Source organism: Arthrobacter sp. Y3223065 (genome assembly GCF_059090885.1).
Genome location: NZ_JBNHGC010000005.1, coordinates 307,143 through 328,411, shown reverse-complemented (window position 1 = coordinate 328,411; position 21,269 = coordinate 307,143). Strand labels below are relative to the sequence as shown.

21 protein-coding genes are annotated in these 21,269 nt (G+C 67.6%); 12 read left to right on the top strand and 9 right to left on the bottom strand.

Annotated elements, in window-relative coordinates; translation table 11 throughout:
• The first annotated feature begins 12 nt into the window (after nt 1–12).
• Together AC5RUK_RS14905 and AC5RUK_RS14900 are read left to right on the top strand one after the other, a co-directional pair.
• Complete coding sequence (locus tag AC5RUK_RS14905) at nt 13–1,266, top strand: M20 family metallopeptidase (protein WP_493989735.1); 1,254 nt, start codon at nt 13–15, stop codon at nt 1,264–1,266.
• 162 nt (nt 1,267–1,428) lie between these two features.
• Complete coding sequence (locus AC5RUK_RS14900; RefSeq protein ID WP_493989736.1) at nt 1,429–2,028, top strand: protoglobin domain-containing protein; 600 nt, start codon at nt 1,429–1,431, stop codon at nt 2,026–2,028.
• Nucleotides 2,029–2,046: 18 nt separating this feature from the next.
• Here AC5RUK_RS14900 and AC5RUK_RS14895 read toward each other — a convergent pair whose 3' ends face one another.
• The 3 genes from AC5RUK_RS14895 to AC5RUK_RS14885 form a co-directional block, all read right to left on the bottom strand.
• Nucleotides 2,047–2,517, bottom strand: a complete 471-nt coding sequence (locus AC5RUK_RS14895; protein WP_494152649.1) for a hypothetical protein — start codon at nt 2,515–2,517, stop codon at nt 2,047–2,049.
• 168 nt (nt 2,518–2,685) lie between these two features.
• On the bottom strand, nt 2,686–4,080 hold the full coding sequence (locus AC5RUK_RS14890; protein WP_494152648.1) for an MFS transporter: 1,395 nt from the start codon (nt 4,078–4,080) through the stop codon (nt 2,686–2,688).
• 28 nt (nt 4,081–4,108) lie between these two features.
• The gene (locus AC5RUK_RS14885) at nt 4,109–4,723 is read right to left on the bottom strand and encodes a flavodoxin family protein (RefSeq protein WP_493989739.1); all 615 of its coding nucleotides are present in this window, start codon (nt 4,721–4,723) and stop codon (nt 4,109–4,111) included.
• Nucleotides 4,724–5,012: 289 nt separating this feature from the next.
• Here AC5RUK_RS14885 and hpaH point away from each other — a divergent pair, with 289 nt between their 5' ends.
• The 5 genes from hpaH (at nt 5,013) to AC5RUK_RS14860 (ending at nt 8,888) form a co-directional block, all read left to right on the top strand.
• Nucleotides 5,013–5,798: a 2-oxo-hept-4-ene-1,7-dioate hydratase gene (gene hpaH / locus AC5RUK_RS14880; RefSeq protein ID WP_494107391.1), complete on the top strand. Its 786-nt coding sequence runs from the start codon at nt 5,013–5,015 to the stop codon at nt 5,796–5,798.
• Nucleotides 5,783–6,601, top strand: coding sequence for an HpcH/HpaI aldolase family protein (locus tag AC5RUK_RS14875; RefSeq protein ID WP_494152647.1), 819 nt, complete (start codon nt 5,783–5,785; stop codon nt 6,599–6,601). Before hpaH ends, AC5RUK_RS14875 begins: the two co-directional genes overlap by 16 nt.
• A gap of 128 nt (nt 6,602–6,729) precedes the next feature.
• On the top strand, nt 6,730–6,942 hold the full coding sequence (locus tag AC5RUK_RS14870) for a hypervirulence associated TUDOR domain-containing protein (RefSeq protein WP_494107389.1): 213 nt from the start codon (nt 6,730–6,732) through the stop codon (nt 6,940–6,942).
• A gap of 83 nt (nt 6,943–7,025) precedes the next feature.
• Entirely contained in the window at nt 7,026–8,090 is a 1,065-nt protein-coding gene (locus AC5RUK_RS14865) for a zinc-dependent alcohol dehydrogenase (RefSeq protein ID WP_493989742.1), read from the top strand.
• Between the two features lie 45 nt (nt 8,091–8,135).
• Nucleotides 8,136–8,888 carry an ArsR/SmtB family transcription factor gene (locus AC5RUK_RS14860; RefSeq protein WP_493989743.1) on the top strand — a complete coding sequence of 251 codons (753 nt, stop codon included), beginning with the start codon at nt 8,136–8,138 and terminating at the stop codon, nt 8,886–8,888.
• Nucleotides 8,889–9,024: 136 nt separating this feature from the next.
• Here AC5RUK_RS14860 and gap read toward each other — a convergent pair whose 3' ends face one another.
• A complete protein-coding gene (gene gap / locus AC5RUK_RS14855) occupies nt 9,025–10,044 on the bottom strand; it encodes a type I glyceraldehyde-3-phosphate dehydrogenase (protein ID WP_494152646.1) in 1,020 nt (339 codons plus the stop codon).
• Between the two features lie 82 nt (nt 10,045–10,126).
• Between gap and AC5RUK_RS14850 the strand changes: the two genes are divergently transcribed.
• Nucleotides 10,127–11,338, top strand: coding sequence for an ROK family protein (locus AC5RUK_RS14850; RefSeq protein WP_494152645.1), 1,212 nt, complete (start codon nt 10,127–10,129; stop codon nt 11,336–11,338).
• A gap of 65 nt (nt 11,339–11,403) precedes the next feature.
• Here AC5RUK_RS14850 and AC5RUK_RS14845 read toward each other — a convergent pair whose 3' ends face one another.
• Together AC5RUK_RS14845 and AC5RUK_RS14840 are read right to left on the bottom strand one after the other, a co-directional pair.
• Nucleotides 11,404–12,351 (bottom strand): D-2-hydroxyacid dehydrogenase family protein, encoded by a 948-nt coding sequence (locus AC5RUK_RS14845; protein WP_494152644.1) that lies wholly within the window; start codon nt 12,349–12,351, stop codon nt 11,404–11,406.
• A gap of 77 nt (nt 12,352–12,428) precedes the next feature.
• Nucleotides 12,429–13,046, bottom strand: coding sequence for a maleylpyruvate isomerase family mycothiol-dependent enzyme (locus AC5RUK_RS14840; protein WP_494152643.1), 618 nt, complete (start codon nt 13,044–13,046; stop codon nt 12,429–12,431).
• A 152-nt stretch (nt 13,047–13,198) separates the two neighbouring features.
• On the opposite strand from AC5RUK_RS14840, the gene AC5RUK_RS14835 reads away from it, so the two are divergent.
• On the top strand, nt 13,199–13,855 hold the full coding sequence (locus tag AC5RUK_RS14835) for a maleylpyruvate isomerase family mycothiol-dependent enzyme (protein ID WP_494152642.1): 657 nt from the start codon (nt 13,199–13,201) through the stop codon (nt 13,853–13,855).
• A gap of 53 nt (nt 13,856–13,908) precedes the next feature.
• On the opposite strand, the gene AC5RUK_RS14830 is transcribed toward AC5RUK_RS14835, so the two are convergent.
• Entirely contained in the window at nt 13,909–14,451 is a 543-nt protein-coding gene (locus tag AC5RUK_RS14830; RefSeq protein WP_493989749.1) for a YceI family protein, read from the bottom strand.
• 261 nt (nt 14,452–14,712) lie between these two features.
• Between AC5RUK_RS14830 and AC5RUK_RS14825 the strand changes: the two genes are divergently transcribed.
• From AC5RUK_RS14825 to AC5RUK_RS14815, 3 genes are all read left to right on the top strand, one after another.
• Nucleotides 14,713–16,284, top strand: coding sequence for a molybdopterin-dependent oxidoreductase (locus AC5RUK_RS14825; protein WP_494152641.1), 1,572 nt, complete (start codon nt 14,713–14,715; stop codon nt 16,282–16,284).
• Between the two features lie 213 nt (nt 16,285–16,497).
• Nucleotides 16,498–17,133: a uracil-DNA glycosylase family protein gene (locus AC5RUK_RS14820; RefSeq protein WP_493989751.1), complete on the top strand. Its 636-nt coding sequence runs from the start codon at nt 16,498–16,500 to the stop codon at nt 17,131–17,133.
• Between the two features lie 169 nt (nt 17,134–17,302).
• Nucleotides 17,303–17,872, top strand: a complete 570-nt coding sequence (locus AC5RUK_RS14815; RefSeq protein ID WP_494152640.1) for a hypothetical protein — start codon at nt 17,303–17,305, stop codon at nt 17,870–17,872.
• Here the strand turns inward: AC5RUK_RS14815 and AC5RUK_RS14810 are convergent.
• Complete coding sequence (locus AC5RUK_RS14810; RefSeq protein ID WP_494152639.1) at nt 17,777–19,354, bottom strand: dynamin family protein; 1,578 nt, start codon at nt 19,352–19,354, stop codon at nt 17,777–17,779. The genes AC5RUK_RS14815 and AC5RUK_RS14810 overlap by 96 nt on opposite strands.
• Nucleotides 19,351–21,180 (bottom strand): dynamin family protein, encoded by a 1,830-nt coding sequence (locus AC5RUK_RS14805; RefSeq protein ID WP_494152638.1) that lies wholly within the window; start codon nt 21,178–21,180, stop codon nt 19,351–19,353. The genes AC5RUK_RS14810 and AC5RUK_RS14805 overlap by 4 nt, the downstream gene beginning before the upstream one ends.
• Between the last annotated feature and the right edge of the window lie 89 nt (nt 21,181–21,269).

The window sequence follows — 21,269 nt, the reverse complement described above, 5'->3', positions numbered from 1 at the left end:
GGAGGGGCAAACATGGCGATCACGGACGACCTCGCCGGCTCACCGGAGCAAGAGCTGGTCTGGCAACGGGACCTGTACAAGGACCTGCACCGGAACCCCGAGCTCAGCATGGAAGAACACAACACCGCCGATCGGATCGCAACAGAGCTGACCGGCTTCGGCTACGAGGTCCAGCGGATCGGCGGGACGGGCGTCGTCGGGGTCCTGGCCAACGGTTCCGGCAGCACCGTGCTGGCACGGGCGGACACCGACGCACTGCCGGTCGCCGAGGCCACCGGCCTGGACTACGCCGCGGAGACCACCATGAAGCTTCCCGGCGGCGGGACCACCGGCGTCATGCACGCCTGCGGCCATGACATGCACGTTGTGTCCTTGCTTGGCGCGGCGAAGCTGATGGCCGCGCAGCGGGACGGCTGGGCAGGCACCTACGTGGCGCTCTTCCAGCCGGGAGAGGAGACTGCCGCCGGAGCCCAGGCAATGGTCGACGACGGCCTGACCACCAGGATTCCCAAACCCGACGTCGCCTTCGCCCAGCATGTGATGCCCACCGAGGCCGGAAAGATCGGCACCACGGCCGGCCCCATCCTCTCTGCCGGCGACTCCCTGAAGATTACGGTCTACGGGCGCGGCGCCCACGGCTCCATGCCGCACAACGCCGTGGATCCGGTGGTGCTGGCCGCGTCGATCGTGCTGCGGCTGCAGACCATCGTGTCCCGCGAGACCAAGCCGGGCGAATTCGCGGTGGTGACCGTCGGCGCCTCCAACGCGGGCACCAAGTCGAACATCATCCCGGACCGTGCGGAACTGCTGCTGAACCTGCGCACGTACGATGTGGTGCTGCGGGAACGGATCATGGCCTCGATCGAACGGATAGTCCGCGGCGAGTGTGCGGCCACCGGATCGCCCCGCGACCCGGAGTTCGAGTACTACGACCAGTTCCCGTTGACCAACAACGACGCCGAAACCACCGAGCGCATCACGGCCGCCTTCATCCGTCACTTCGGGGACGATCAGGTCTACCACGCCGAACCCGCCACGGCCTCCGAGGACTTCAGCCGGATTCCGGATGCCTTTGGGGTGCCCTACACCTATTGGACGGTCGGCTCCGTCCCGGCCGACGTCTACCGGAAAGCCGTGGAAAACGGCACTGTCGCCGAAGACATTCCGGCCAACCACTCACCGTTCTTCGCTCCCGCCATCGACCCGACACTCTCGGTCGCCACCCAGGCGCACGTCGTTGCGGCGCTGGAGTACCTGGCAAAGTAAGCGGTCGGTGCCGTCCGGAGCCAGGATGAGGAGGAGGCCAGGCCGGACGAAGTCGCGCCGCCGGCCTTCGGGAACTAAAAGCGTCGTTGACCGCAGCGGCGACCCGGAGTATAAATGGCCGTTCAGGTCGCCGTTCGCCAATCCTTCAGTGGAGGCACTGCCATGTCGGTCCATGCATCCAGCGGTTCAAGCATTCCAGGCTACGAGTACGGCACGGTGGCCCACTCACCGGTTACTCTGGCCGAGCTCGAGGAGCTCAAAGCAAGCGCCATGTTCGGCGAGGAGGACGCCGCCGTGCTACGCCGTGCCGGCGAGGTGCTCGACGGCCAGGTGGAGGACGTGCTCGACGTCTGGTACGGCTTCATAGCCGGGCAGCCACATCTCGTGGCCCACTTTTCCCGGCCTGACGGCCCGCCGATCGAGGACTATCTGGCGGCAGTCCGCCTGCGGTTCGGCCAGTGGATCCGGGACACCTGCACCAAGCCCTACGACCAGGAGTGGCTGGACTATCAGAATGAGATTGCCCTGCGCCACACTCCCGAGCACAAGAACGACACGGACCATGTCGGGTCGACACAGGTTGTCCCGCTGCGGCATCTCATCGCGCTGATCGGGCCCGTAGTCACCACGATGCGGCCGTTCCTGGCCCGCGGCGGAGCTCCGGCCGAGGACGTGGACGCCATGATGCAGTCCTGGCTGAAGGCCGTGGTCCTGCAGATTGCGTTGTGGTCCCGGCCCTACACGCTCCCTGGCGAGTGGTAACGGAACCAGGCAGAAGGCTCAGCGCCGGGGCCGCTCCGCTACGGCGTCAGCCGCTGGCAGCCAGCGCCGTGCCGCGGCGATCAGTATCAGGACCAGCAGGATGAGCAGGACACCGTCGGCCGCGATGTAGAGATAATGCAGCGCGGAACCCCCGTCGTCGGTGCCGGCCAGCACCATGTCGGTCCGGCGGTTGAGCAGCGGCCGGACCACTATCACCTTGGCCAGCAGCACGACGACGGCGCCGCCGACCAGCGCCCAAAACCGACGGTCTACGCGCTGCCCCACCAGCGACAGCACCAGCAGCGCGGCCAAGACGAGTTCCACGATGTTCATCGCGGTGAACACCAGCCTGCCGATGCCCAGCCCCAGCGGAAGGGTGATGCCGGGCGCCTGGAACTTCAGCGGCGCCTCGATCAGCGAAATGCCGACAATCAGGCCCAACCAGAGGGCCGGCAGCACCAGCCGTGCGGCAATGCGCAGGCGAACCATGATGTACCTCCCAGTCCACCCTTCATCCTACGTTTCCGCCGGAGCGTCACGGGCGCCCGCCCACGTTCCTTGAGGTTGAACCGGGCCGCGCGCAGCGGCCTGCACGCAGTCCTAAAGTCGGCACCCTGGGCTCCCGGCTTGCATCGGCCCGGCGGAGGCGGCCGCTATCTATTTCGCCAACCCTGTACCCTCGGTGCCGGCTGACGGAGTCTTCGTCGGCACCGCGCCGTCCACGCGGTAAAGCGGTTTCCTGCGCCGGCCACCGGCCCCGGGCGGGTCCTCGATGTTCCTGGGCCCGTTGATCATGACGGCGCCGACCAGCATCACCACGATGCAGGCGCCCAGCATGGCGAAGGAAGCGGTCCAGGACCCGGTGGCTTCGTGCACCACACCGAACAACAGCGGGGCGATGCCGGCGCCGGCGTAGCCGATGCCCTGGCTGAAGCCGGACAGCACTGCCGAGCCGTGCGTGGTGCGCGAGCGCAGGTTCACCATCAGCAGCGCGGTGGCGAAGGTGCCCTGGCCCAGCCCGGAGAGGGTCATCCACCACCATGTGCCGCTCTCCGGCGAGAGCAGCAGGCCCAGATGCCCGCCGATCCAGCAGGCGGTGAACACCAGGATGGCGGCGATGGGATGCTTCAGCCGGGGCACGATCAGTGGCACAAACAGGCTGGCGGGCAGGCCGAGGATGGCGAAGTACGCCAGGGCCGAACCCGCCGTCGCGGCGTCGATGCCGTGTTCGGTCAGGTAAGGCGGCAACCAGGAGAAGTACACATACGTCTGCGCGGAGTTGCCAGCCAGGAAGATTGCCAGGCCCCAGGCGACCGGTGAGCGCCACGGGTTCAGCTTCGCCGGCGCCGCCGGAGGCTCCGGAGCGCGAACGGCAGGCCCCTTGCGGCGGATCGGCTCGAGGGCGTCCTCGTCCGCAGGTTTGGGCGGGGTAGCCGCCGGAGCAGGCCCACCGGCGTCGTCCGTCCGGCCCTTGCGGCGGTTCCGTACCGCCTGGACCGCCCACGGGATCAGCACCACGGCGCTGACCGAGGCCCAGAGCGCGATCGAGGTCCGCCAGCCCGCGGCGTCCGCCACCGGGACGGCCAGTTGCGGGCTCATCGCCGTGCTGACCGCGAGCAGGGTCACATAGCCTGCGGTCACCACGCCCATCCGGTCCGGAAAGTATTTCCGGACCAGCGGCGGCAGCACGACGTTGCCGATTCCGTACCCGGCCATCACCACCGCGCTGAGGGTAAGGAACGGCCACACGCCGTCGGCGGCGGCGCGGCCCAACTGGCCGACGACCGCCAGCAGCACGGCGGCCACCAGCACCTTTTCCAGCCCGAGCCAGCGGACCAGCGCCGGGGTGCCCAGGCCTGCGGCGGCGAACACCAACGGCGGCAGCATCGCCAACACTCCGATGGTGGTGGCGTCGAAGCCAAGTTCGGGGCCTAGCTCGCCCAGCAACGGCCCGACGGCGGAGACCGCGGCGCGCAGGCTCAGCGCCATCAGCAGGATGCCCAGGAGCGCGCCGATCCGCCCGGTCCACGGCCTGCGGAGGAAGTAGTTCACCCGCCTACCCTAGCGGCGGCCGGCCCGCTTACCCGGCCGGATACGGTTCGCGGCGCAGCAGCCGGGCCAGATGAACGGCGTTGCGCGCCGCGGTCGCCGTCGTCGTCACCGTCACTTCCGGGGTTTCCGGCAGGTCCTGGAAGTCGGTACCGTGCATCGCCTCGCCCACCCAATAAGTGGACCCCTGTGCTGGCAGGCTGAAACCGACGTCCCCCAGGCCCTGATACAGCTCGGCCGTGACGTGGTGGGCGCCGTCCTCATTGCCGACGACGGCCACCAGCGCGACTTTGTCGTACATGCTGGGCCGCCCCTGCTCGTCGGTTTCGGATAGCTCGGCGTCCAGGCGTTCCAGCACGAGTTGCGCCAGGCTCGCGGGGTGGCCCAGCCAGATCGGTGTCGCAAGCACCAGGATGTCTGCGGCCAGGATCTTGGTGCGAATGGATGGCCAGGCGTCGCCGTCGCCCATGTCGGTCTGCACGCCGGGTTTGACGTCGTGGTCCACTACCCGCATGAGGTCACACGTGACGCCGTGTGCCGATAATTGCGTAATCACCTGCCGGGCCAGCAACTCGCTGCTGGACGGTTTGGGCGACGGCGTCAGGGTGCAGACCAGTGCCAGTGCGTTGAGTTTCGTCTCCTCCATAGCGCCATTCTGCGGCTTCGCCATTCCGTCGGGAAGGGGGAGGCGATGAGTGGCCGAGCTGTGACTACCGAATCTGGTGTTCGGGGAAGGCGGTGTTCCGCACCTCGAGCAATGATGCTCCGGAAAGAAACACCGCCGTCGTTGTTCCCTTCCGTCGTAACCGACTTCCGGGCGGTGACGCGTGCCACCGTAAGATGGTGCTGGCGCCCTTCCCGTGCGGCGCCGCGACCGCACAACCGCCCGGCAGGGGCGGCTGCGGCCCGCGAAGAACTAGGAAGTGGTGCCAAGGATGCTTGACCCGTCAACGATCGAGTCCATCGCCGACGAGCTGGTGGAAGCCGGACGGACCCGGACGCCGGTGAAACGGCTGACCGCCCGCTACCCGGAGATGACCATTGAGGACTCCTACAAGGTGCAGAACCTGTGGCGCGAGCGCAGCGAGGCCGCCGGACGCACGCTGGCCGGCCGGAAGATCGGCCTGACGTCCAAGGCGATGCAATACGCCACCGGCATCAGCGAACCGGACTACGGGATCATCTTTGACGACATGATCTTGGAGAACGGCTGCACGGTGAAGTGGGACCAGTACACCCACCCGCGCATCGAAGTCGAACTCGCCTTCGTGCTCAACCGCGACGTCAAGGGACCCAACGCCACCATTTTCGACGTCCTGAATGCCACCGAGTACGTGGTTCCCGCGCTCGAGATCCTGGACTCGCGGATCGAGATGGAGGGCCGCACTATCGTGGACACCATCTCCGACAACGCCGCCATGGGCGCCATGGTGATCGGCGGCAACCCGGTCCGCCCGCAGGACGTGGACCTGCGCTGGATTTCCGCCATCCTGTACAAGAACCAGACCGTGGAGGAAACCGGCGTCGCCGCCGGCGTGCTTAACCACCCGGCCGCCGGCGTGTACTGGCTGGCCAACAAGATCGCCCCGCACGGCGACCACCTCAAGGCCGGCGAAACCATCCTCGCCGGCTCCTTCACGCGCCCCATGTGGGTCCACGAGGGAGACACCGTCTTCGCCGACTACGGGCAGCTGGGAACCATCACATGCCGTTTCGAGTAAAGCCCGATCCGTCCTTAAAGGACGCCCTGTCCTCCGCCGACCGCCCCTTGGCCGGCATCTGGGTCTGCTCCGGCTCGCCGCTGGTGGCCGAGCTGTGCGCCGGGGCCGGCTTCGATTGGATTTTCATCGACGCCGAGCACTCCCCCAACGGGCTGGAGTCGGTGCTGGCCCAACTGCAGGCCGTGCGCGGCTACCCGGGCATCCCGGTGGTCCGCCCGCCGGTTAACGACACCGTGCTGATCAAGCAGTACCTGGACCTGGGCGCGCAGTCACTGATCATCCCGATGGTGCACACCGCCGAGCAGGCCCGCGCCGCCGTCGCGGCCACCCGCTACCCGCCGGCCGGCGTGCGGGGGGTCGGTTCCGCGCTCGCCCGGTCGGCCCGCTGGAACCGCATCCCGGACTACCTCACCCGCGCGGAGGAGACGCTCACGCTCATGGTCCAAATCGAGTCCGCCGAGGCCGTGGAGAACGCCGCGGAGATTGCCGCGGTGGACGGCGTGGACGGCGTGTTCATCGGCCCGTCCGACCTGGCCGCCTCGATGGGCGTGATTGGCCAGCAGGAGCACCCGGATGTGGTCGCCGGCGTGGAGACGGCGCTGAAGGCGGCCAAGGCGGCCGGCAAGTTCGTGGGGGTCAACGCCTTCGCCGAAGCCTCCGCCCGCCGCTACATGGAGTGGGGCGCCGATTTCGTTGGCGTCGGCGCCGACGTGGCGCTGCTGGCCCGCGGCTCCGAAACCCTGGCGGCAAAGTACATCCCCTCGGACGGGGACGGCGAGGCCGGAACTCCCGCCAGCTACTGATCCGCGGCTGACGACGGCGGCGCTTGGGTGGGTTTCGCAGCCCACCCGAAGCGCCGCCGTCATACGCGGCGAGGTGCAGCGACTGTGGGTTGGAAGCGTCCTTCGGCTAAAAATGCTAAGACTTGACCATGGCTGATTCCTTCAAGGTTGGCGATAGAGTGTGCTGGAACTCAGAGGCCGGCGAAATTCACGGCAGAGTCACAAGGGTCCACACCAAGGATTTCGAATTCCGGGGCCGCACGAGGCGCTGCTCCGAGGATGAGCCCCAGTACGAAGTCCAGAGCGACAAGACGGGCCACCTGGCTGTCCACAAGGGCTCGGCGCTGCGCAAAACGGACTAACACCGGCGACGCCGCCGAAGGCTCTCGGGCCTGGGACTCCACCGACGTTTGAGGCTCCGCACCGGTTCCAGGAGGTTGAGAACGTGGCAGCTGCAGCTAACCGGACTACCGGCCCGCTGCACCGGGCTCCCGCCCTGGCCCGCGTCACCCAAGAACCGGGCGGCGTCGGGTTGATCGAGCACACGCTCCGCGCTCCGGGTGCGGACGAGCTGGAGCTGCAGATCGGCCTGTGCGGGCTGTCCGGCTCGGACGTGCTCGTCTACCGTGCGGATCCGGCAGCGGCTTCGGTACCCGCAGGCATGGTGCTGGGACACGAATCGGTCGGGACCGTGACCTCCGCCGGGCTGCTGGCCCCGGAGGGCCTCTCCCCCGGCACAAGGGTGGTACCGATGTCCACCGTTGGCTGCGGCCACTGCGACGCCTGCCGGGCGGACCAGCCGCACCTGTGCCGCCGGCGCTCGATCCTGGGCCTGACCCAACATGGCCAGGCGGCCGCCAGCGCCCTTGTTCCGTGGCGCAATGTGGTTCCCGTACCGGATGCCGTTCCGGATTCGACGGCGGTGCTCACCGAGCCGGCGTCGGTCGCCTGGCGTGCCGTGACCACCGTCGGGAAGATCAAACCCGGCGAACGGGTGGGGATATCCACCACCCGCAGCATCGGCCTGCTCGCCGGCCTGATCGCGCAAGGCGCAGGTGCCGAGGTCACCATGATCGGGCGCGAGGGGCCGGGGCATGCCGCCCGGGTCCGGCTGGCCGACAGCCTCGGGCTGCCCAGCTCCACCGGGGAGCGTCCCGACGGCTACGACGTATGGATCGAAGCCACAGGCGCGGGCACTCACCTGGCACGGGCCGTGCAGGAGCTGCGTCCGGGCGGTCGGCTGGTCATGGTGGCCATGTACGCCACCGGTTCCGCCGCTCCGGCGGTCCGGACGCGCAAGAACCTGGCTGTCCTGGACAGCTTCATCTCCACCCGCCCGGACTTCGAGCAGGCCCTCGAATTCCTCGCCGGCTTCCCCGATCTGGGCCAGCGGCTCATCACGACCTATCCCATGGACCAGGCCGTCGAAGCGCTGCGGCTGACAGCCGAAGCCAGCACTGACGCCGCCGGGCGGCCGCTGGTCAAAGCCGTCCTGGACCCCAACGGCTGAGCGGAACCCTCGACATGTGACTAAACAGTCACCTATTATGGGGGCATGGATGCCGTGTTCAAGGCCTTGGCGGATCCCACCCGGCGCGGGCTGCTGGATGAACTGTTCCGCGAGGACGGGCAGACCCTCACCGCACTCGAAGCGCGGTTCGGCATCACGCGCTTCGGCGTCATGAAGCACCTGAAGCAACTGGAAGAGGCCGGCCTGGTGGTCACCCGCCGCCGTGGCCGCGAAAAACTCCACTTCCTGAATCCGGTGCCCATTCGGCTCATCCACGACCGCTGGGTGAGCAAGTATGCACAACCATGGGCCGCTGCCCTCAGCGACCTCAAATCCCGATTGGAAAGTCCCATGGAGAAAATCTTCGAGATCTACATCCGCACCACTCCGGAACAGCTCTGGGAAGCCATCACGGACAGCGAGATCAGAAGCAAGTACCAGTTCGGCAACCGGATCGAGACCGACTGGACGCCGGGTTCCGGGTACGCGGTGACCAACCCAAGGGCCGATGCGCCGCTGAGCGAAGGCGAGAACCTGGAAGTCGATCCACCGCGCAGGCTGGTCCAGACCATGCGCGCGCTGTGGGGCGAGGATGTCGTGGCCGAAGGCACGTCCCGGGTGACGTGGGAGATCGAGCAGGTGGAGGAATCCTGCCGCCTCACCGTCACGCACGACCAGTTGCGTGAGGGGGCCAACGAGCAGGTTTACGGCGGTTGGCCGATGGTCCTTTCCGGCCTCAAGACGTGGCTGGAGACCGGGGAAATACTCACCACACCCGGCTCGCTGATGTACACCTGATACCGGGCCGGCGGAACCCTGGTGCTTCGTGCTGTCGCAGCCGCGCGGAGCCCAACCGCCTGGGAAACAGAACAGCAGGTGCCCTCGTGAGGGCACCTGCTGGCTTAGGTGGACGGCGGGCCCGAACCCTGCGGAATCAGGACAGCTTGGACGCCACCAGGGAGGTCAGATCCACCAGGCGGTTGGAGTAGCCCCATTCGTTGTCGTACCAGCCCACGACCTTGACCTGGTTGCCCATGACCTTGGTGAGCCCGGAGTCGAAGATGGCCGAGGCAGGGTCGGTGACGATATCCGAGGAGACGATGGGATCCTCGGTGTAGGTCAGGATGCCGGCCAGGCGGGGATCCGCGGCGGCCGCCTTGAACGCGTCGTTGACTTCCTCGACCGTCACGTCGCGGCCGACCGTGACCGTCAGGTCCGTGGCCGAACCGGTGGGCACCGGCACACGGATGGCGAAGCCGTCCAGCCGGCCCTTGAGCTCCGGCAGCACCTGCCCGATCGCCTTGGCGGCCCCGGTCGATGTGGGAACCATGTTGATCGCAGCTGCCCGGGCCCGGCGGAGGTCGCGGTGCGGTCCGTCCTGGAGATTCTGGTCCGCGGTGTAGGCGTGGATGGTGGTCATCAGGCCGTGCTCGATCCCGAAGTTCTCGTGCAGCACCTTCGCCAGCGGGGCCAGGCAGTTGGTGGTGCAGGAGGCGTTGGATATGAGGTGGTGAGTGCCGTCGTCGTACTCGCCGTCGTTGACGCCCATCACCACGCTGAGCACATCGCCCTTGGCGGGAGCGGAAATGAGGACCTTGCGGGCGCCGGCGACCAGATGCTTTTCGGCATCCGCCGAGCTGGTGAAGCGCCCGGTGGATTCGATCACGATGTCGACGCCGAGCTCGCGCCAGGGGAGGTTTCCGGGATCGCGTTCGGCAAGCACCTTGATGGTGCGGCCGTCGACCACCAGATTGCCGTCGACGACCGTGACGTCCGCGCCCAGCCGGCCGACGACGGAGTCGTACTTGAGCAGGTGCGCCAGGGTTTCCGGCGAGCCGAGGTCGTTGATGGCCACGATCTCGAGGTCTGAGCCGATCTTTCCCTGCGCCATGGCCGCCCGGAAGTAGTTGCGGCCGATGCGCCCGAAACCGTTGATGCCAATCCGTACTGCCATGGGAACTCCTTTTATTTAGCCTCTAAATTTATGTTCCATTATTATTATCCTGATACTGCCGGACAAGGTCAAGGGGATCCATGTGAGCACCACAGCCACCACTCCGCAGGTCCTGCGGCTGACCAACCTGAAAGCCGTGCTTTCAGTGATGCGGGGCAACGGCGCGGTGACCGGGAGCGACCTGATCGGGGCGACCGGGCTGACCCGTGCCACGGTCATTGCGGTCTGCGACGACCTGGTGGCCCGGGGCTGGGCCCGCGAGGTGGCCGGCGAACGCGTTGTCGGCACGGCGAAGGGCAGGCCGGCCCGGCGGTTCGAATTCAATCCCGGCGCGGGCTGCGTGCTGGGACTGGACGTCGGCATGGCCACCGCCACCGTGCTGGTGGCGGACTTGAACGGCCTGGTGCTGGCCCGCATCTCCGAGCGGTTCGAGAAGCCACCGGCCACGGCGGAGTCGCGCCGCTCCACCATCAAACAAGCAGTCGCCTCCGCCCTGGCCGAGGCCGGACTCCAGCCGGCATCCGTACTGGCCACGGCCATCGGCGTGTCCACGGTCGTGGACCGCCACGGCAACGTGGCACCCGGACACGAACTCTCCGAGCACTTCGACATCGGCCTGCAGACCGAGGTCTTCGCCCGCTACGGCTGGCCGGTACTGCTGGAGAACGATGCGAACCTGGCGGCCCTGGCGGAGCGCTGGAGCGGCGCCGGCAAGGGCGTTGACGACTTGGCGGTCATGCTGGCCGGCGAGCGGCTGGGCACCGGCCTGATTGAATCGGGCCGGCTGCTGCACGGCTGCAACGGCGGCGCCGGCGAAGTGGGCACCCTGGAACTGGTGGACGGGGTGGGCAGCCAAGACGGCATCGCACGGCTGGCCCGCTACTGGGGCAACGAGGCCCTGGCGTCCGGCCGGCCCACCTTGATCCGGGAGCTGGTGGGACCAGGCACCACGCGCGTGTCCGCCCGCTTCGTCTTCGAAGCAGCCGCCCGAGGCGACGCGGTGGCGCAGAAAATCCTGGAGCGCATTGGCCGGCGAATGGCCCGCGTGATAGCGATACTGGGCACCTTCCTCAACCCGGAGCTCGTGGTGATCGGCGGTGCGGTGGCTGCCTCGGCGTCGGCCCTGCTGCCCACCATCACCCGGGAACTTCCCCTGCTCACCGCGACGCCTCCGCGGGTGGCGGTTTCCGGGTTCGGCGACGCGATAGTGGCCACGGGGGCCGTCCGGTTGGCGCTGGACTACGTGGAGGAGCATGCCATGGAACTTGTCCCGGCCGGGATGCCGGGGAGGTAGGCGGGGTCCCGTCGGGCACTTCCCCGTTCGGCAGAAACGACGACGACGGGGCGCGCCGCTGCCGGTCAGGTAAGGGTGTTGATCGGCGACCCGTCGAGGTAGGCCAGGATGTCCTCGAGCATCTGCGTGTACCCCAGCCTGTGGGCCTCCTCGGTGACGAAGCCGACGTGCGGGCTGAGGATCAGGTTAGGCACGCTGCGCAGCGGGCTGTCCTGCGGCAGCGGCTCCACGTCGTAGACGTCGAGCGCTGCGCCGGCGATCCGCCGCCCGGCGAGCGCTGCCACCAGGGCGGCCTCATCCACCAGCGGTCCGCGCGAGGTGTTGACCAGCCGGCCGCCGGGACCGAGGAGGTCCAGCTCGGCGGCTCCGACGATCCCGCGGGTGGACTCCGCCAGCCTCAGATGGACGCTGACGATGTCCGAGCGCCGGAACAGGTCCTCCTTGGACACCAGCTCCGCCCCGTGGCCGGCGGCGCGCTCCCGGGTCAGGTGCGGACTCCACGCCAGCACGTCCATCCCGAACGCGTTCGCGTACCGGGCCATCAACTGCCCCAGCCGGCCAAGTCCGAGCAGTCCGAGGGTGGAACCGGCCAGGTCGACCCCCATTCGGGCCTGCCAGGTTCCGGCGCGCACATCACGGTCGTTCTGCGGGATCTCCCGGGCCACGGCCATCACCAGTGCCCAGGCAAGCTCGGCCGGAGCCTGCGTGGTTTTCCGGGTTCCGCAGACGGTCACCCCGCGGGCGCGCGCGGCGTCCAGATCGATCGAGGCGTTGTGCATGCCGGTGGTGGTCACAAGCTCCAGTCCTGGCAGCAGGTCCATCAGCTCGGCGGAGATGGGAGTCCGCTCGCGCATGGTGACCACCACCTGCGCCCCGTTCAAGCGCTCGGCGAGTGCGCCGACGTCGTCAACATGGTCCGTGAAACGCTCGACGGCGATGCCCGCCGGCAACTGCTCCCACGGGGCGCTGGACAGTGCTACGTCCTGGTAGTCATCGAGGATGGCGATCTTCACGTTGCCAGCGTATCCGTCTGGAACACGGGAAAGCCCCGGCCCGGCGGCGCGCTGCCGCCGGAAACGATGGCCTGTCGCTACCTGTACAGGGTGGCAGCGCCGGGGCCCGACAGCTCCTGCTTGCCTACGGGCCGCCCGGACACCGACAGCAGCAGGGCGATGGCGGTTCCACGCACTTCGTCGCCGGTCCCGAAGCTGAGGTCAGCGTCTGACGCCACGAGCCGCAGCCCCCGCGCCCGTTCTTTGCCGCCGCCGAACTTTACGCTGGTGGCCAGTTGGTGGCGTAGCGCGGTAACTACATGAGTGGCCGGATAGCCGTGGCGGATACCCAGCGGGCGCCGGATGTCCTCCCCGTGTACGAAGGCCTCCACGAGCCGGGTAGGCAGCGGTGCCGGGGCACTGCCTGTGCGCCCGCTCACCTCGCGGAACCGCTGCAGAGTACGTTCAGGTTCCGTTGCCCGCTCCGCTGCGACCCCCCGGGCGTTGAGACGGTCGAAATCGAATCCGGCAACCAGGAAGTCTCGAAAGAACGTCAGCCGGGTGGTCTTCGCGTCATTGATCAGGTGGGCCAGCACGTCGTGCACGTCCCAGCCGCGGCACAGTGACGGCGTGGACCACTGCTCCCCTGACAGCGTCTCCAGGTGCCGAATCAGCATGGCACGCTCGGCGTGGACCACGGGCCAGATTTCAGTCATCGGACTCCTCGCTCACCTGGGCGGCGTCTGGCTTGCCCTCTGCGCGATCCTTGATGCTGAAGCGTATTCAACCCCGTCCGCCGAGTCGATCGTAGCGGACAGGAAGCGGCAATTAAGGGCTTTACAGGCCCGCTGTCTGTTTGAATGGGGGCATGCAGCCAAAGAGCGCGAACGACCTGTGGAGGGTTATCCATGCCGAACGCGCGGCCCTGGCTGACGACCTGACCGGGCTGAAGGACGACCAATGGGCCAAGCAGTCCTTGTGCGGACGGTGGATTGTCGAAGAGGTCCTCGCGCATCTGACAGCGGGCGCGAATATTGCTCGGGTTCGCTGGCTCGGCAGCGTACTGGGGGCACGCCTCGACTTTGATCTCCACAACCAGCGCCGATTGAACGAACATCGAGGTGCTACCCCGGCCGAAACGCTCACCCGATTCCGGGCCGTGATCGGGAGCACGAAGGCACCGTCGAAGCACACCGCGGCATGGCTCGGAGAAATTATCGTCCACGGCCAGGACATCCGCCGCCCGCTCGGGCTGCAGCGCACCCCGGCTGTCGACGTCGTGACCACGGTCGCAGAGTTCTTTTCCGGTCGGGACTTTACCGTGCCCAGCAGAAGCACCGCCAAGGGCCTGCGCTTCCAGGCGGTCGACGGCCCCTTCCAGTTCGGCTCCGGACCCCTGGTCAGCGGGACCACGCTGGCACTGACCATGGCGATGGCCGGACGGGCAACGTACTGCGATGACCTGGCGGGAGAGGGAGTCTCCACGCTGAGGTCCCGCTGCGCAGCTGGCGAAAACCGGCGTTAACGCAGCAGGCAGGGCCCGGAGAGAGATCCGGGCCCTGCCTGTGTGGCGCGTGGTTAGTTGGCCGGCAGCACGAAGGCCGAGTCAACCGTGATGGTGACCTTGTCGCCCACCAGCACGCCGCCGGCTTCCAGGGCGGCATTCCAGGTGATGCCGAATTCCTTGCGGGAGATCTGCGTTGTGGCGGAGAAGCCGGCGCGGGTGGCGCCGAACGGGTCAACAGCCATGCCGCCGAACTCGACGTCGAAGACCACCGGCTTGGTGGTGTCCTTGATGGTCAACTCGCCGGCCAGCTGGAACTCTTCCGGAGTGCCTTCGACGCTGGTGGCCTTGAAGGTCATCTCCGGGTACTGCTCCACGTTGAAGAAGTCTTCGCCCTTCACGTGGGCGTCGCGGTTGTCATCGTTGGAGTCGAACGAGGCGGTCTTCACGACGGCCTCGACGGAGGAAGTGGCCAGGCTGTCGCCGACCACGAGGGTGGCATCGGCTTCGGTGAACTGACCGCGCACCTTGCTGATGCCGGCGTGGCGGACGACGAAGCCGACCTCGGTGTGCGACTGGTCGAGATTCCAAGTTCCTGGGGTGAGCTGAACGGCCATTAAGTGCCTCCTGATTGAAGTTAGGATGTGAAGCTCGGGTGAACTCCATGCTTATGCATTTATCGTAACATGCTGATAGTTGAAGAGTCAACTAATAGCCGGTGAACGACCGGGCAACAACTGTCCGCCCCGCGCGCGGGACCGATCGGCAAACAGCCAGGTGGTTGTCCTGCGGCCTGCTTCAGGTAGATCATCGGATCAGGGCACAGTGCCACCCTCCGGAGCCACACAGCCCGTCATCAAGCGAAGGACAAGGTCGGCATGGCAGCACCGCCAGCCATGAAAGCCGCGTTGACCGGGTCGACGCCGGCCATGCTGGCGGGCGTCGTGTCGGCGGCCGCCCTCTTTGCCACAGCGGAGCTGGCGGCCGCGTTTTTCGGCCCGGCCGCCTCCCCCTTCGGCTCGGTGGGTGCCGCCGTCGTCGAGCTCTCCCCGATTTGGCTGACCGAATTCGCCATTTCCACATTCGGGACAGCGGACAAACTGGTGCTGTTCATCGCTATGGGGATTGTTGCGGCGCTGATCGCCGCCGCGGCCGGCCTGCTCGCCGCCCGGCGCTGGACCGCCGGCGCGCTTCTGGTGGTGCTGCTCGCGGCGGGCATGGCGGCCTGCGTGCTCACCCGGGCCGGGGCGGTGCCGGCCGATGCCATTCCGACCGCGTTGGGAACCGCGGCAGGCCTGCTCGGCCTGCGCCGGCTGATCAGGATCCTGCCCCGAGCCGCGACCTTGTCCGTTGGCGGCGTGGCCGCCTTGCCGGAGGATCCGGACCGCCGCCGCTTCCTGGCGAACGCCGCGGCAATGGCGGGTGTCGCCGTCGTCATGGGGATCGCCGCCGGCGCCGTTTCTGCCGCGCGGAACACGGCACGGCAGGTGCGCCAGGCACTGGGGCTGCCTGCCCCCGCGCGGCCGACCGGGCCGTTGCCGGAGGACGTGCAGGCACCGGTGGACGGAGTGGTTCCCTTCGTGACCCCTAACGAGGAGTTCTATCGCATCGACACCGCGCTGATCGTCCCGTCGGTGGATCCGGGGCAATGGCAGCTGCGCGTTCACGGACTGGTTGAGGAAGAATTCAGCATCGACTTCCAGGAGTTGCTGGAGGCCGAACTTGTGGAGAGCTACACCACGCTGACCTGCGTTTCGAATCAAGTGGGCGGGGAACTGGCCGGCAACGCCCGCTGGCTGGGCTATCCGCTGCGGGATTTGCTGGCGCGTGCACGGCCGCTTCCGGAGGCGGACATGGTCCTGTCCACCAGCGTCGACGGCTTCACTGCTTCGACCCCTTTGGAGGTGCTCACCGACGGAAGGGACGCGCTGCTCGCGATCGGGATGAACGGGGAGCCCCTGCCGCTGCAGCACGGTTTCCCCGTTCGGATGGTGGTGCCGGGACTGTACGGATACGTGTCCGCGACCAAGTGGGTGGTTGACCTGGAGCTCACGCGGTTTGCGGACAAGGCTGCCTACTGGACTACCCGCGGCTGGTCGGACCGCGGCCCGATTAAGACGGCCTCGAGAATCGAGGTGCCTCGACCCGGAGCCCGCCTGCCGGCCGGGCGCATGGCCTTTGGGGGAACGGCATGGGCCCAGCACCGGGGCCTGTCAAGAGTCCAGGTGCAGTTGGACGACGGCGACTGGGTGGACGCCCAGCTGGCGTCGGAGGCTTCCGTAGATACCTGGCGCCAGTGGTACTCGGTGCAGGACGATGTTCCGGCCGGGCAGCACCGGCTCCGGGTGCGGGCCTGGGAGGCGGACGGCACCCTGCAGACCGAGGCCGCCGCGCCGCCTGCTCCGGATGGCGCCACCGGCTGGCACAGCATTGAATTCACCGTTGATTAACCGCCGGGTCATCTTCGTCACAGGGTCTGGGCATCAAGCCCGGGATTCCGCCACCGGTCTGCAGGGGGCGCCCAGCTTCGGTTGCTATGCTCAATACCCCGCCTCCAGCAGCCGCAGGCGACTGTCCGTCCCCAAGGCGGCACCGCCGTCGTTCCCGGCGGCCCGATTTCCCTACCGTTCACCTTCCCTTCCCTCCAGGAGACCCGCACCCCGATGACCAGCCCGGCAGTATCCGATCAGCACAAGGACCTCATGGACCGCAGGTACGATTCCGGCGTCGCCGACATTAACCGTCTCTGCGACGAACTGCGGGACCTGAAGCCGGGTACCGAGGTCCCTTACGTGGATCCGATCCACGACGCCGATGAATGCCGGATCGTCTCGCTCTACTCCAACATCGGGCAGGCATCGGACACCGGTTTCATCTGGCCCGGGGACCAAGAGGCAGCGACGCGGATGCTCGGACTGCAGTGGCAGCTCGGCCTGCGGCCCCAATATGTCATGCCCTGGAATGTGCACCCGTGGTTTACGCCGGGCGAGGCCAACGGCAAGCTCACCCCGGACCAGATCAGTGCCGGCCTCAAGCCGCTGCTGAAGATGTTGACACTGGTCCCGCGGGCCTCGGTGCTCGTGGCCCACGGAACCGAAGCCCAGCGGCTGGCCGGATTGCTGCTGAAGACCGAGAACCCGCTGCTGTGGCGGCGCGGTTTCAAGACGTACAAGGTCAGGGCGCTCAGCGGACGGGCGTTCGCAGGTTCGCCGGCCCGCCAGCAGGAATGGCTGGACGCCATGCACGATGCCTACGCGGACGCGATGGCCCGCACCGGGTTGGGCCGGCCCGCCAAGTAGCCCTTCGGCACCCAGGCATCACCGACGCCCGGGGGCGGCATCCTCGCCGGTAGCCGGCGGCCCGCTACGCCTGCGGGCGAGCATTGCGGTGCCGCCGGGGCGCGGCTACATTACTTGCATGTCTCATGAACCAGGGATGGGGGCGCCTGGAGCTCAGGGAACCGGGGGGATGTCCGGCGAACCGGAACGTCCTGCGCCGCCGCGTCCGCAGATGTCCGACCATACGCCGCCGCCCATCACAGGGATTTTGGTGCCGCCGCCTGCAGTCAAGTGGGTCCGCTTCTTGTGGATCCTCAGTTTCGTTTCAGGGCTGATTGCAGGGATATTCGCGTACTTCGCCCAGGACGAGATCCTCAAGCACCTGCGCGGGCTCATCAACGGCTTGGAGCAGGGCGCCGACGAGGAGACCGTGGAAGCCCTCGCGGTGGTGGTTTTCTGGGGAACCTTGGGCGCGCTGGCGCTCGTCATTCTGATCGAGGCCGTGCTGCTGCGGGCCCTCATGCGCCGCCACGGCAAGGCGCGCTTCGTGCTGCTGGCCTTGCTGTTCGTCCACGGGGCGGTGACCCTGTTGGCCGACGAATTCCTGGCCGCCCCCGGCGATCAGGAATTGGGCATCAGGATCATGCTGGTTCTGCAGCTGGTGCTAGCCGGCGCGGCGGTAATCGCCAGCGTCCTGCGCGGGGCCAACCACTGGTTCCGGACCGAGCACCAGGGGCGACGAGGCCGGCCGACCGCCTGAAGCGAGCTGCATGCCTGCCAGCAGTTCCTCGCAGCTGCGAATGACGGTCTGGCAGCTTTCGGCAACGGCCCGGCCGCGCAGCGGATCGCCCGCTACGGCGTGCCAACGTCGCAGGCACGCCAGGGCGTGCTCCCGCAGGACCTCGTCGGGAGTGTCACGGGGCAGTCCCAGGCGTTCGGGTGCCGAGACACCTTCGCCGCCAATCATCCGTTCAGCTTCGGCGGCCAGCTCCGGTTCCAGCGGCAGCCCGGTGGTGCGCGCAGCCGCCAGCAGGCGCAATTCGCGGAAGGCGTGAGCGCTGGCGAGCAGCCGTTCCAAGCCGGCCGCGACTCCGGCGGTGCCCGGGCGGGGATGGTCTTTCAGCAGCTTTTCGATACCGACCAGGGCCGTGCGGGCTTTGAGCTGTCCGGCCCGGGCTTGGAACTGCCCGGTCATCACGGCCAGCAATTCGTCCAGCCCGCTGCGGCGGGCCAGTTCGTGGGCCAGCTCGGTCGGCTCGGAGATTCCTCCACGGAGCAGCGCCGCTGCCAGCCGGAGCCCGAAGAGCCCGAACCGGTCCAGCAACCTCGCCCTCGCTTCCGGCGTGGCGGACAGCGGCCCCCCTGGGCGGACGAAGCGGTCGGCGGACAGCAAGAGCCGCTCCCGTTCCCGCCTGTCCAAGGAAGCGAGCTCGGAGAGAACGGAGTATTCCCCCTGCCGCAGGCTGCGCGCCGACTGGGCCAGCAGGCCGGCGATCGGCACTACCCCGAGGGCCAGTGAACGCAACGCGCCGTCACGGCGGTAGCGCGCCGCGATTTCCCGGGCGGAGAGCATGGCGTCGATCCGGCCGGACCCGACTTCGTCCGCGCGGGACAGCACCGCCAGCGCGTTCACGGTACCGCTCTGGCCGGCCGCGGTATCACGGAAGGACTCCAGGAAGCCCAGGTCGGACGCGTGCAGGTGCCGCAGCAGGTAGATGATTGCGTCGGCCTCCGAAGGTGCGTCTACTGGCGTCAGGAAATCGGTGGAGCGGGCCGACACGTCCCGGGAGAGCGAGGCAATGCCCGGCGTGTCGATCAACGTCAGGTCGCGCAAGGTTCGGGACGGCCAGTCCACCACGAGCCTGTCGACTTCCTCTGCCTTGATCCCGCCGAACTCGAAGACCAACCGGCCGTCGGTGCGCTTGGTCGGAAGGTCCCGGGGCGCTCCGGAGCGCGGATACAGGGTGATGCGCGGGGTGTCGCCGTAGCGGTACCAGGTAACCATCCGGGTGCACTCTCCCGTGTCAGTCGGGGCAATCTCCTCGCCGATGATGGCGTTGAGCAGTGTCGACTTGCCGGCTTTGATCATGCCCGCAATGGCTACCCGCAGCGGCTCGTCGAGCCGGCGCGCATACTCCTCCAACACCCGACGCACCGCAGGGTCGTCGCGGTAGGCCTCGAGCGCTTCCCGGACCAGCCCGCGCGCCGCTTCGACGTCCGCTCCGGCTGCCGCGGGGTTCATGCCTGTCCCGCCGGTTGCGGTGCAGCATCCAGCGCCAGTGCCTGCTTGCGCAGCGACTCAGCGAGCGCGAGGGACGCCTTGAGCTCCTTGATCCGCAGGTCGCGTTCCTGGTGGAAGCTGCTTGCGGCCTTCTGTGCCGCCAGCACAGAATCCGCCAGCGAACGATGGTGCTCCTCGGCCAGTTCGGTGAAATGGTCGCGCGTGGCCCGCTGCACGATCCGGAGCCGGTCCTTGAGCTGCTTGCCCACTTGGAACACGACCTCGTCAACTTGTTTCCGGACCAGGGCCTTGGCTTCCGACTGGCGGCGCTTCAACCGGGCTTCCTTGTCTTCGCGGTAAGCCTTGCCGCCGAGCAACAGGCCGGCTCCGACGGAGATCGGGTTGATCAGCGCCATGCCCACGATCCCGGTAAGGAGGCCGAACATCAACACACCGCCGTACGAGCCACGCATGCCGATCAGTATCTTCTGGACCGGTCCCAGGCGGCCCGCATCCAGGCCCGGGATCTCCTCGACCGGGTCGAGCACGTTCTCCGTGGAATCGACCTGCAGCAGCGGCAAGGTCACGTCGTCCTGGTTGAAATGCTCGGCGACCTTTTCCGCCAGCCACAGCGACCGTTCGTTCGTCCACACGAAGGTGTCGGACACGGCAGCGGCCACCCGCTGTTCAAGCCAGTGCACAAACTGCTCCCACTGCGGACCGGGATCCCCGGCATCGATGGACTGTTCGGCTTCCCGCAAAATGCTGCGCAGCCGGTCGCGCAAGTCGTGTTCCATGTCGGAGATGAGATCGCTCATGCCGTCATTGAGCGTGACCTGCCAACGGGAAGAACGACGGCGGAGCTCGTCGGCGCGTTCCTTGGCCGCCTCCAGCTCGGCCAGCATCTCGGGTGTGCCGTCCGGATTCTCCAGCGCCCTCAGTTCCGACTTCAGCGACAGCCGTAAATGGTCCACGGCCGAAATCAGGTCCTGCGCCACGGAGCGCCGCTGGAGCCGCTCGGTCTGGCCCAGGATCTTTTGCCGGAGATATGCGACCAGCTCCGGAAATCCTGATTCGGCGTTCAGCTCGCTGTCACGCATTTCGGCCGCCCGCAGGCGAAGTTCCGAGGAGATCGGAATCAGCGGCATGTCTGCCCCGATCCGCTTCAAATGGCTTCTGTCGAGTTCGGCCACCTGCCGCCACTGCGGGTACAGATCCGTCTTGGACAGCACGCCGGCCACATTGGGGCAGATTCGTTGGGCCTGCCGCAGGAACCGGATCTCCGGTTCGGTGAATTCCTGGGATGCGTCCGAGACCAACAGCATGGCGTCCGCCGTCGGCAACGCCGTCAGCGTGGTGAGAGTATGCGCCGAGTCCAGCCCCCCGACCCCCGGCGAGTCCACCAACGCTAGTCCGCCTTGCAGGACCTTCCGGGGCAGGGAGACTTCCGCGGCTGCGAGCCGGCGCTCGTTACCCGGATTTCCACGTTCCGAAACGTGCTCGGCGAGTTCGTCCAAGGCGATCGGGCGACGCTCCAGTTCAACGTCCCCGTCGTTGGATTCGGTACCTTCCTTCGGCACCAGGATCACGGCTGAGGCAGGCTCTCCGTGCTTCACCACCGTCGGCACCGAGGTGGCGACGTCGTCGTCAATGGGACAAACCGGCGCATTCACCAGCGCATTGATGAGCTGGCTCTTGCCCTGCTTGAATTCACCGACGACGATCACCCGGGTAGTCGGGTCCTGCAATCGCTTGCGGGTCTGCTCCAGGCGCCGCTGCAAGTCTGCGCGCTCACCCTTCTTGGCCAATTCCAGGCCCTGATCCACCAGCTTGACGAGCTCGACCACCGTACCCCCTTCTGAGTCCGGCCAGGCGGCCGGACCGTGACACTGTCCAGCAGGAGGTCCCCCGGCCTCCTGCTGGACAGCTGATCTGT

Coding starts and splice junctions, on each gene's coding strand:
- AC5RUK_RS14840 (WP_494152643.1), bottom strand. CDS start 13,046: ATGACTGAAATCTGGCCCGTGGTCCACGCCGAGCGTGCCATGCTGATT.
- AC5RUK_RS14835 (WP_494152642.1), top strand. CDS start 13,199: ATGCAGCCAAAGAGCGCGAACGACCTGTGGAGGGTTATCCATGCCGAA.
- AC5RUK_RS14870 (WP_494107389.1), top strand. CDS start 6,730: ATGGCTGATTCCTTCAAGGTTGGCGATAGAGTGTGCTGGAACTCAGAG.
- gap (WP_494152646.1), bottom strand. CDS start 10,044: ATGGCAGTACGGATTGGCATCAACGGTTTCGGGCGCATCGGCCGCAAC.
- AC5RUK_RS14895 (WP_494152649.1), bottom strand. CDS start 2,517: ATGGTTCGCCTGCGCATTGCCGCACGGCTGGTGCTGCCGGCCCTCTGG.
- AC5RUK_RS14900 (WP_493989736.1), top strand. CDS start 1,429: ATGTCGGTCCATGCATCCAGCGGTTCAAGCATTCCAGGCTACGAGTAC.
- AC5RUK_RS14885 (WP_493989739.1), bottom strand. CDS start 4,723: ATGGAGGAGACGAAACTCAACGCACTGGCACTGGTCTGCACCCTGACG.
- AC5RUK_RS14815 (WP_494152640.1), top strand. CDS start 17,303: ATGTCCGGCGAACCGGAACGTCCTGCGCCGCCGCGTCCGCAGATGTCC.
- AC5RUK_RS14830 (WP_493989749.1), bottom strand. CDS start 14,451: ATGGCCGTTCAGCTCACCCCAGGAACTTGGAATCTCGACCAGTCGCAC.
- AC5RUK_RS14820 (WP_493989751.1), top strand. CDS start 16,498: ATGACCAGCCCGGCAGTATCCGATCAGCACAAGGACCTCATGGACCGC.
- hpaH (WP_494107391.1), top strand. CDS start 5,013: ATGCTTGACCCGTCAACGATCGAGTCCATCGCCGACGAGCTGGTGGAA.
- AC5RUK_RS14825 (WP_494152641.1), top strand. CDS start 14,713: ATGGCAGCACCGCCAGCCATGAAAGCCGCGTTGACCGGGTCGACGCCG.
- AC5RUK_RS14860 (WP_493989743.1), top strand. CDS start 8,136: ATGGATGCCGTGTTCAAGGCCTTGGCGGATCCCACCCGGCGCGGGCTG.
- AC5RUK_RS14875 (WP_494152647.1), top strand. CDS start 5,783: ATGCCGTTTCGAGTAAAGCCCGATCCGTCCTTAAAGGACGCCCTGTCC.
- AC5RUK_RS14810 (WP_494152639.1), bottom strand. CDS start 19,354: ATGAACCCCGCGGCAGCCGGAGCGGACGTCGAAGCGGCGCGCGGGCTG.
- AC5RUK_RS14905 (WP_493989735.1), top strand. CDS start 13: ATGGCGATCACGGACGACCTCGCCGGCTCACCGGAGCAAGAGCTGGTC.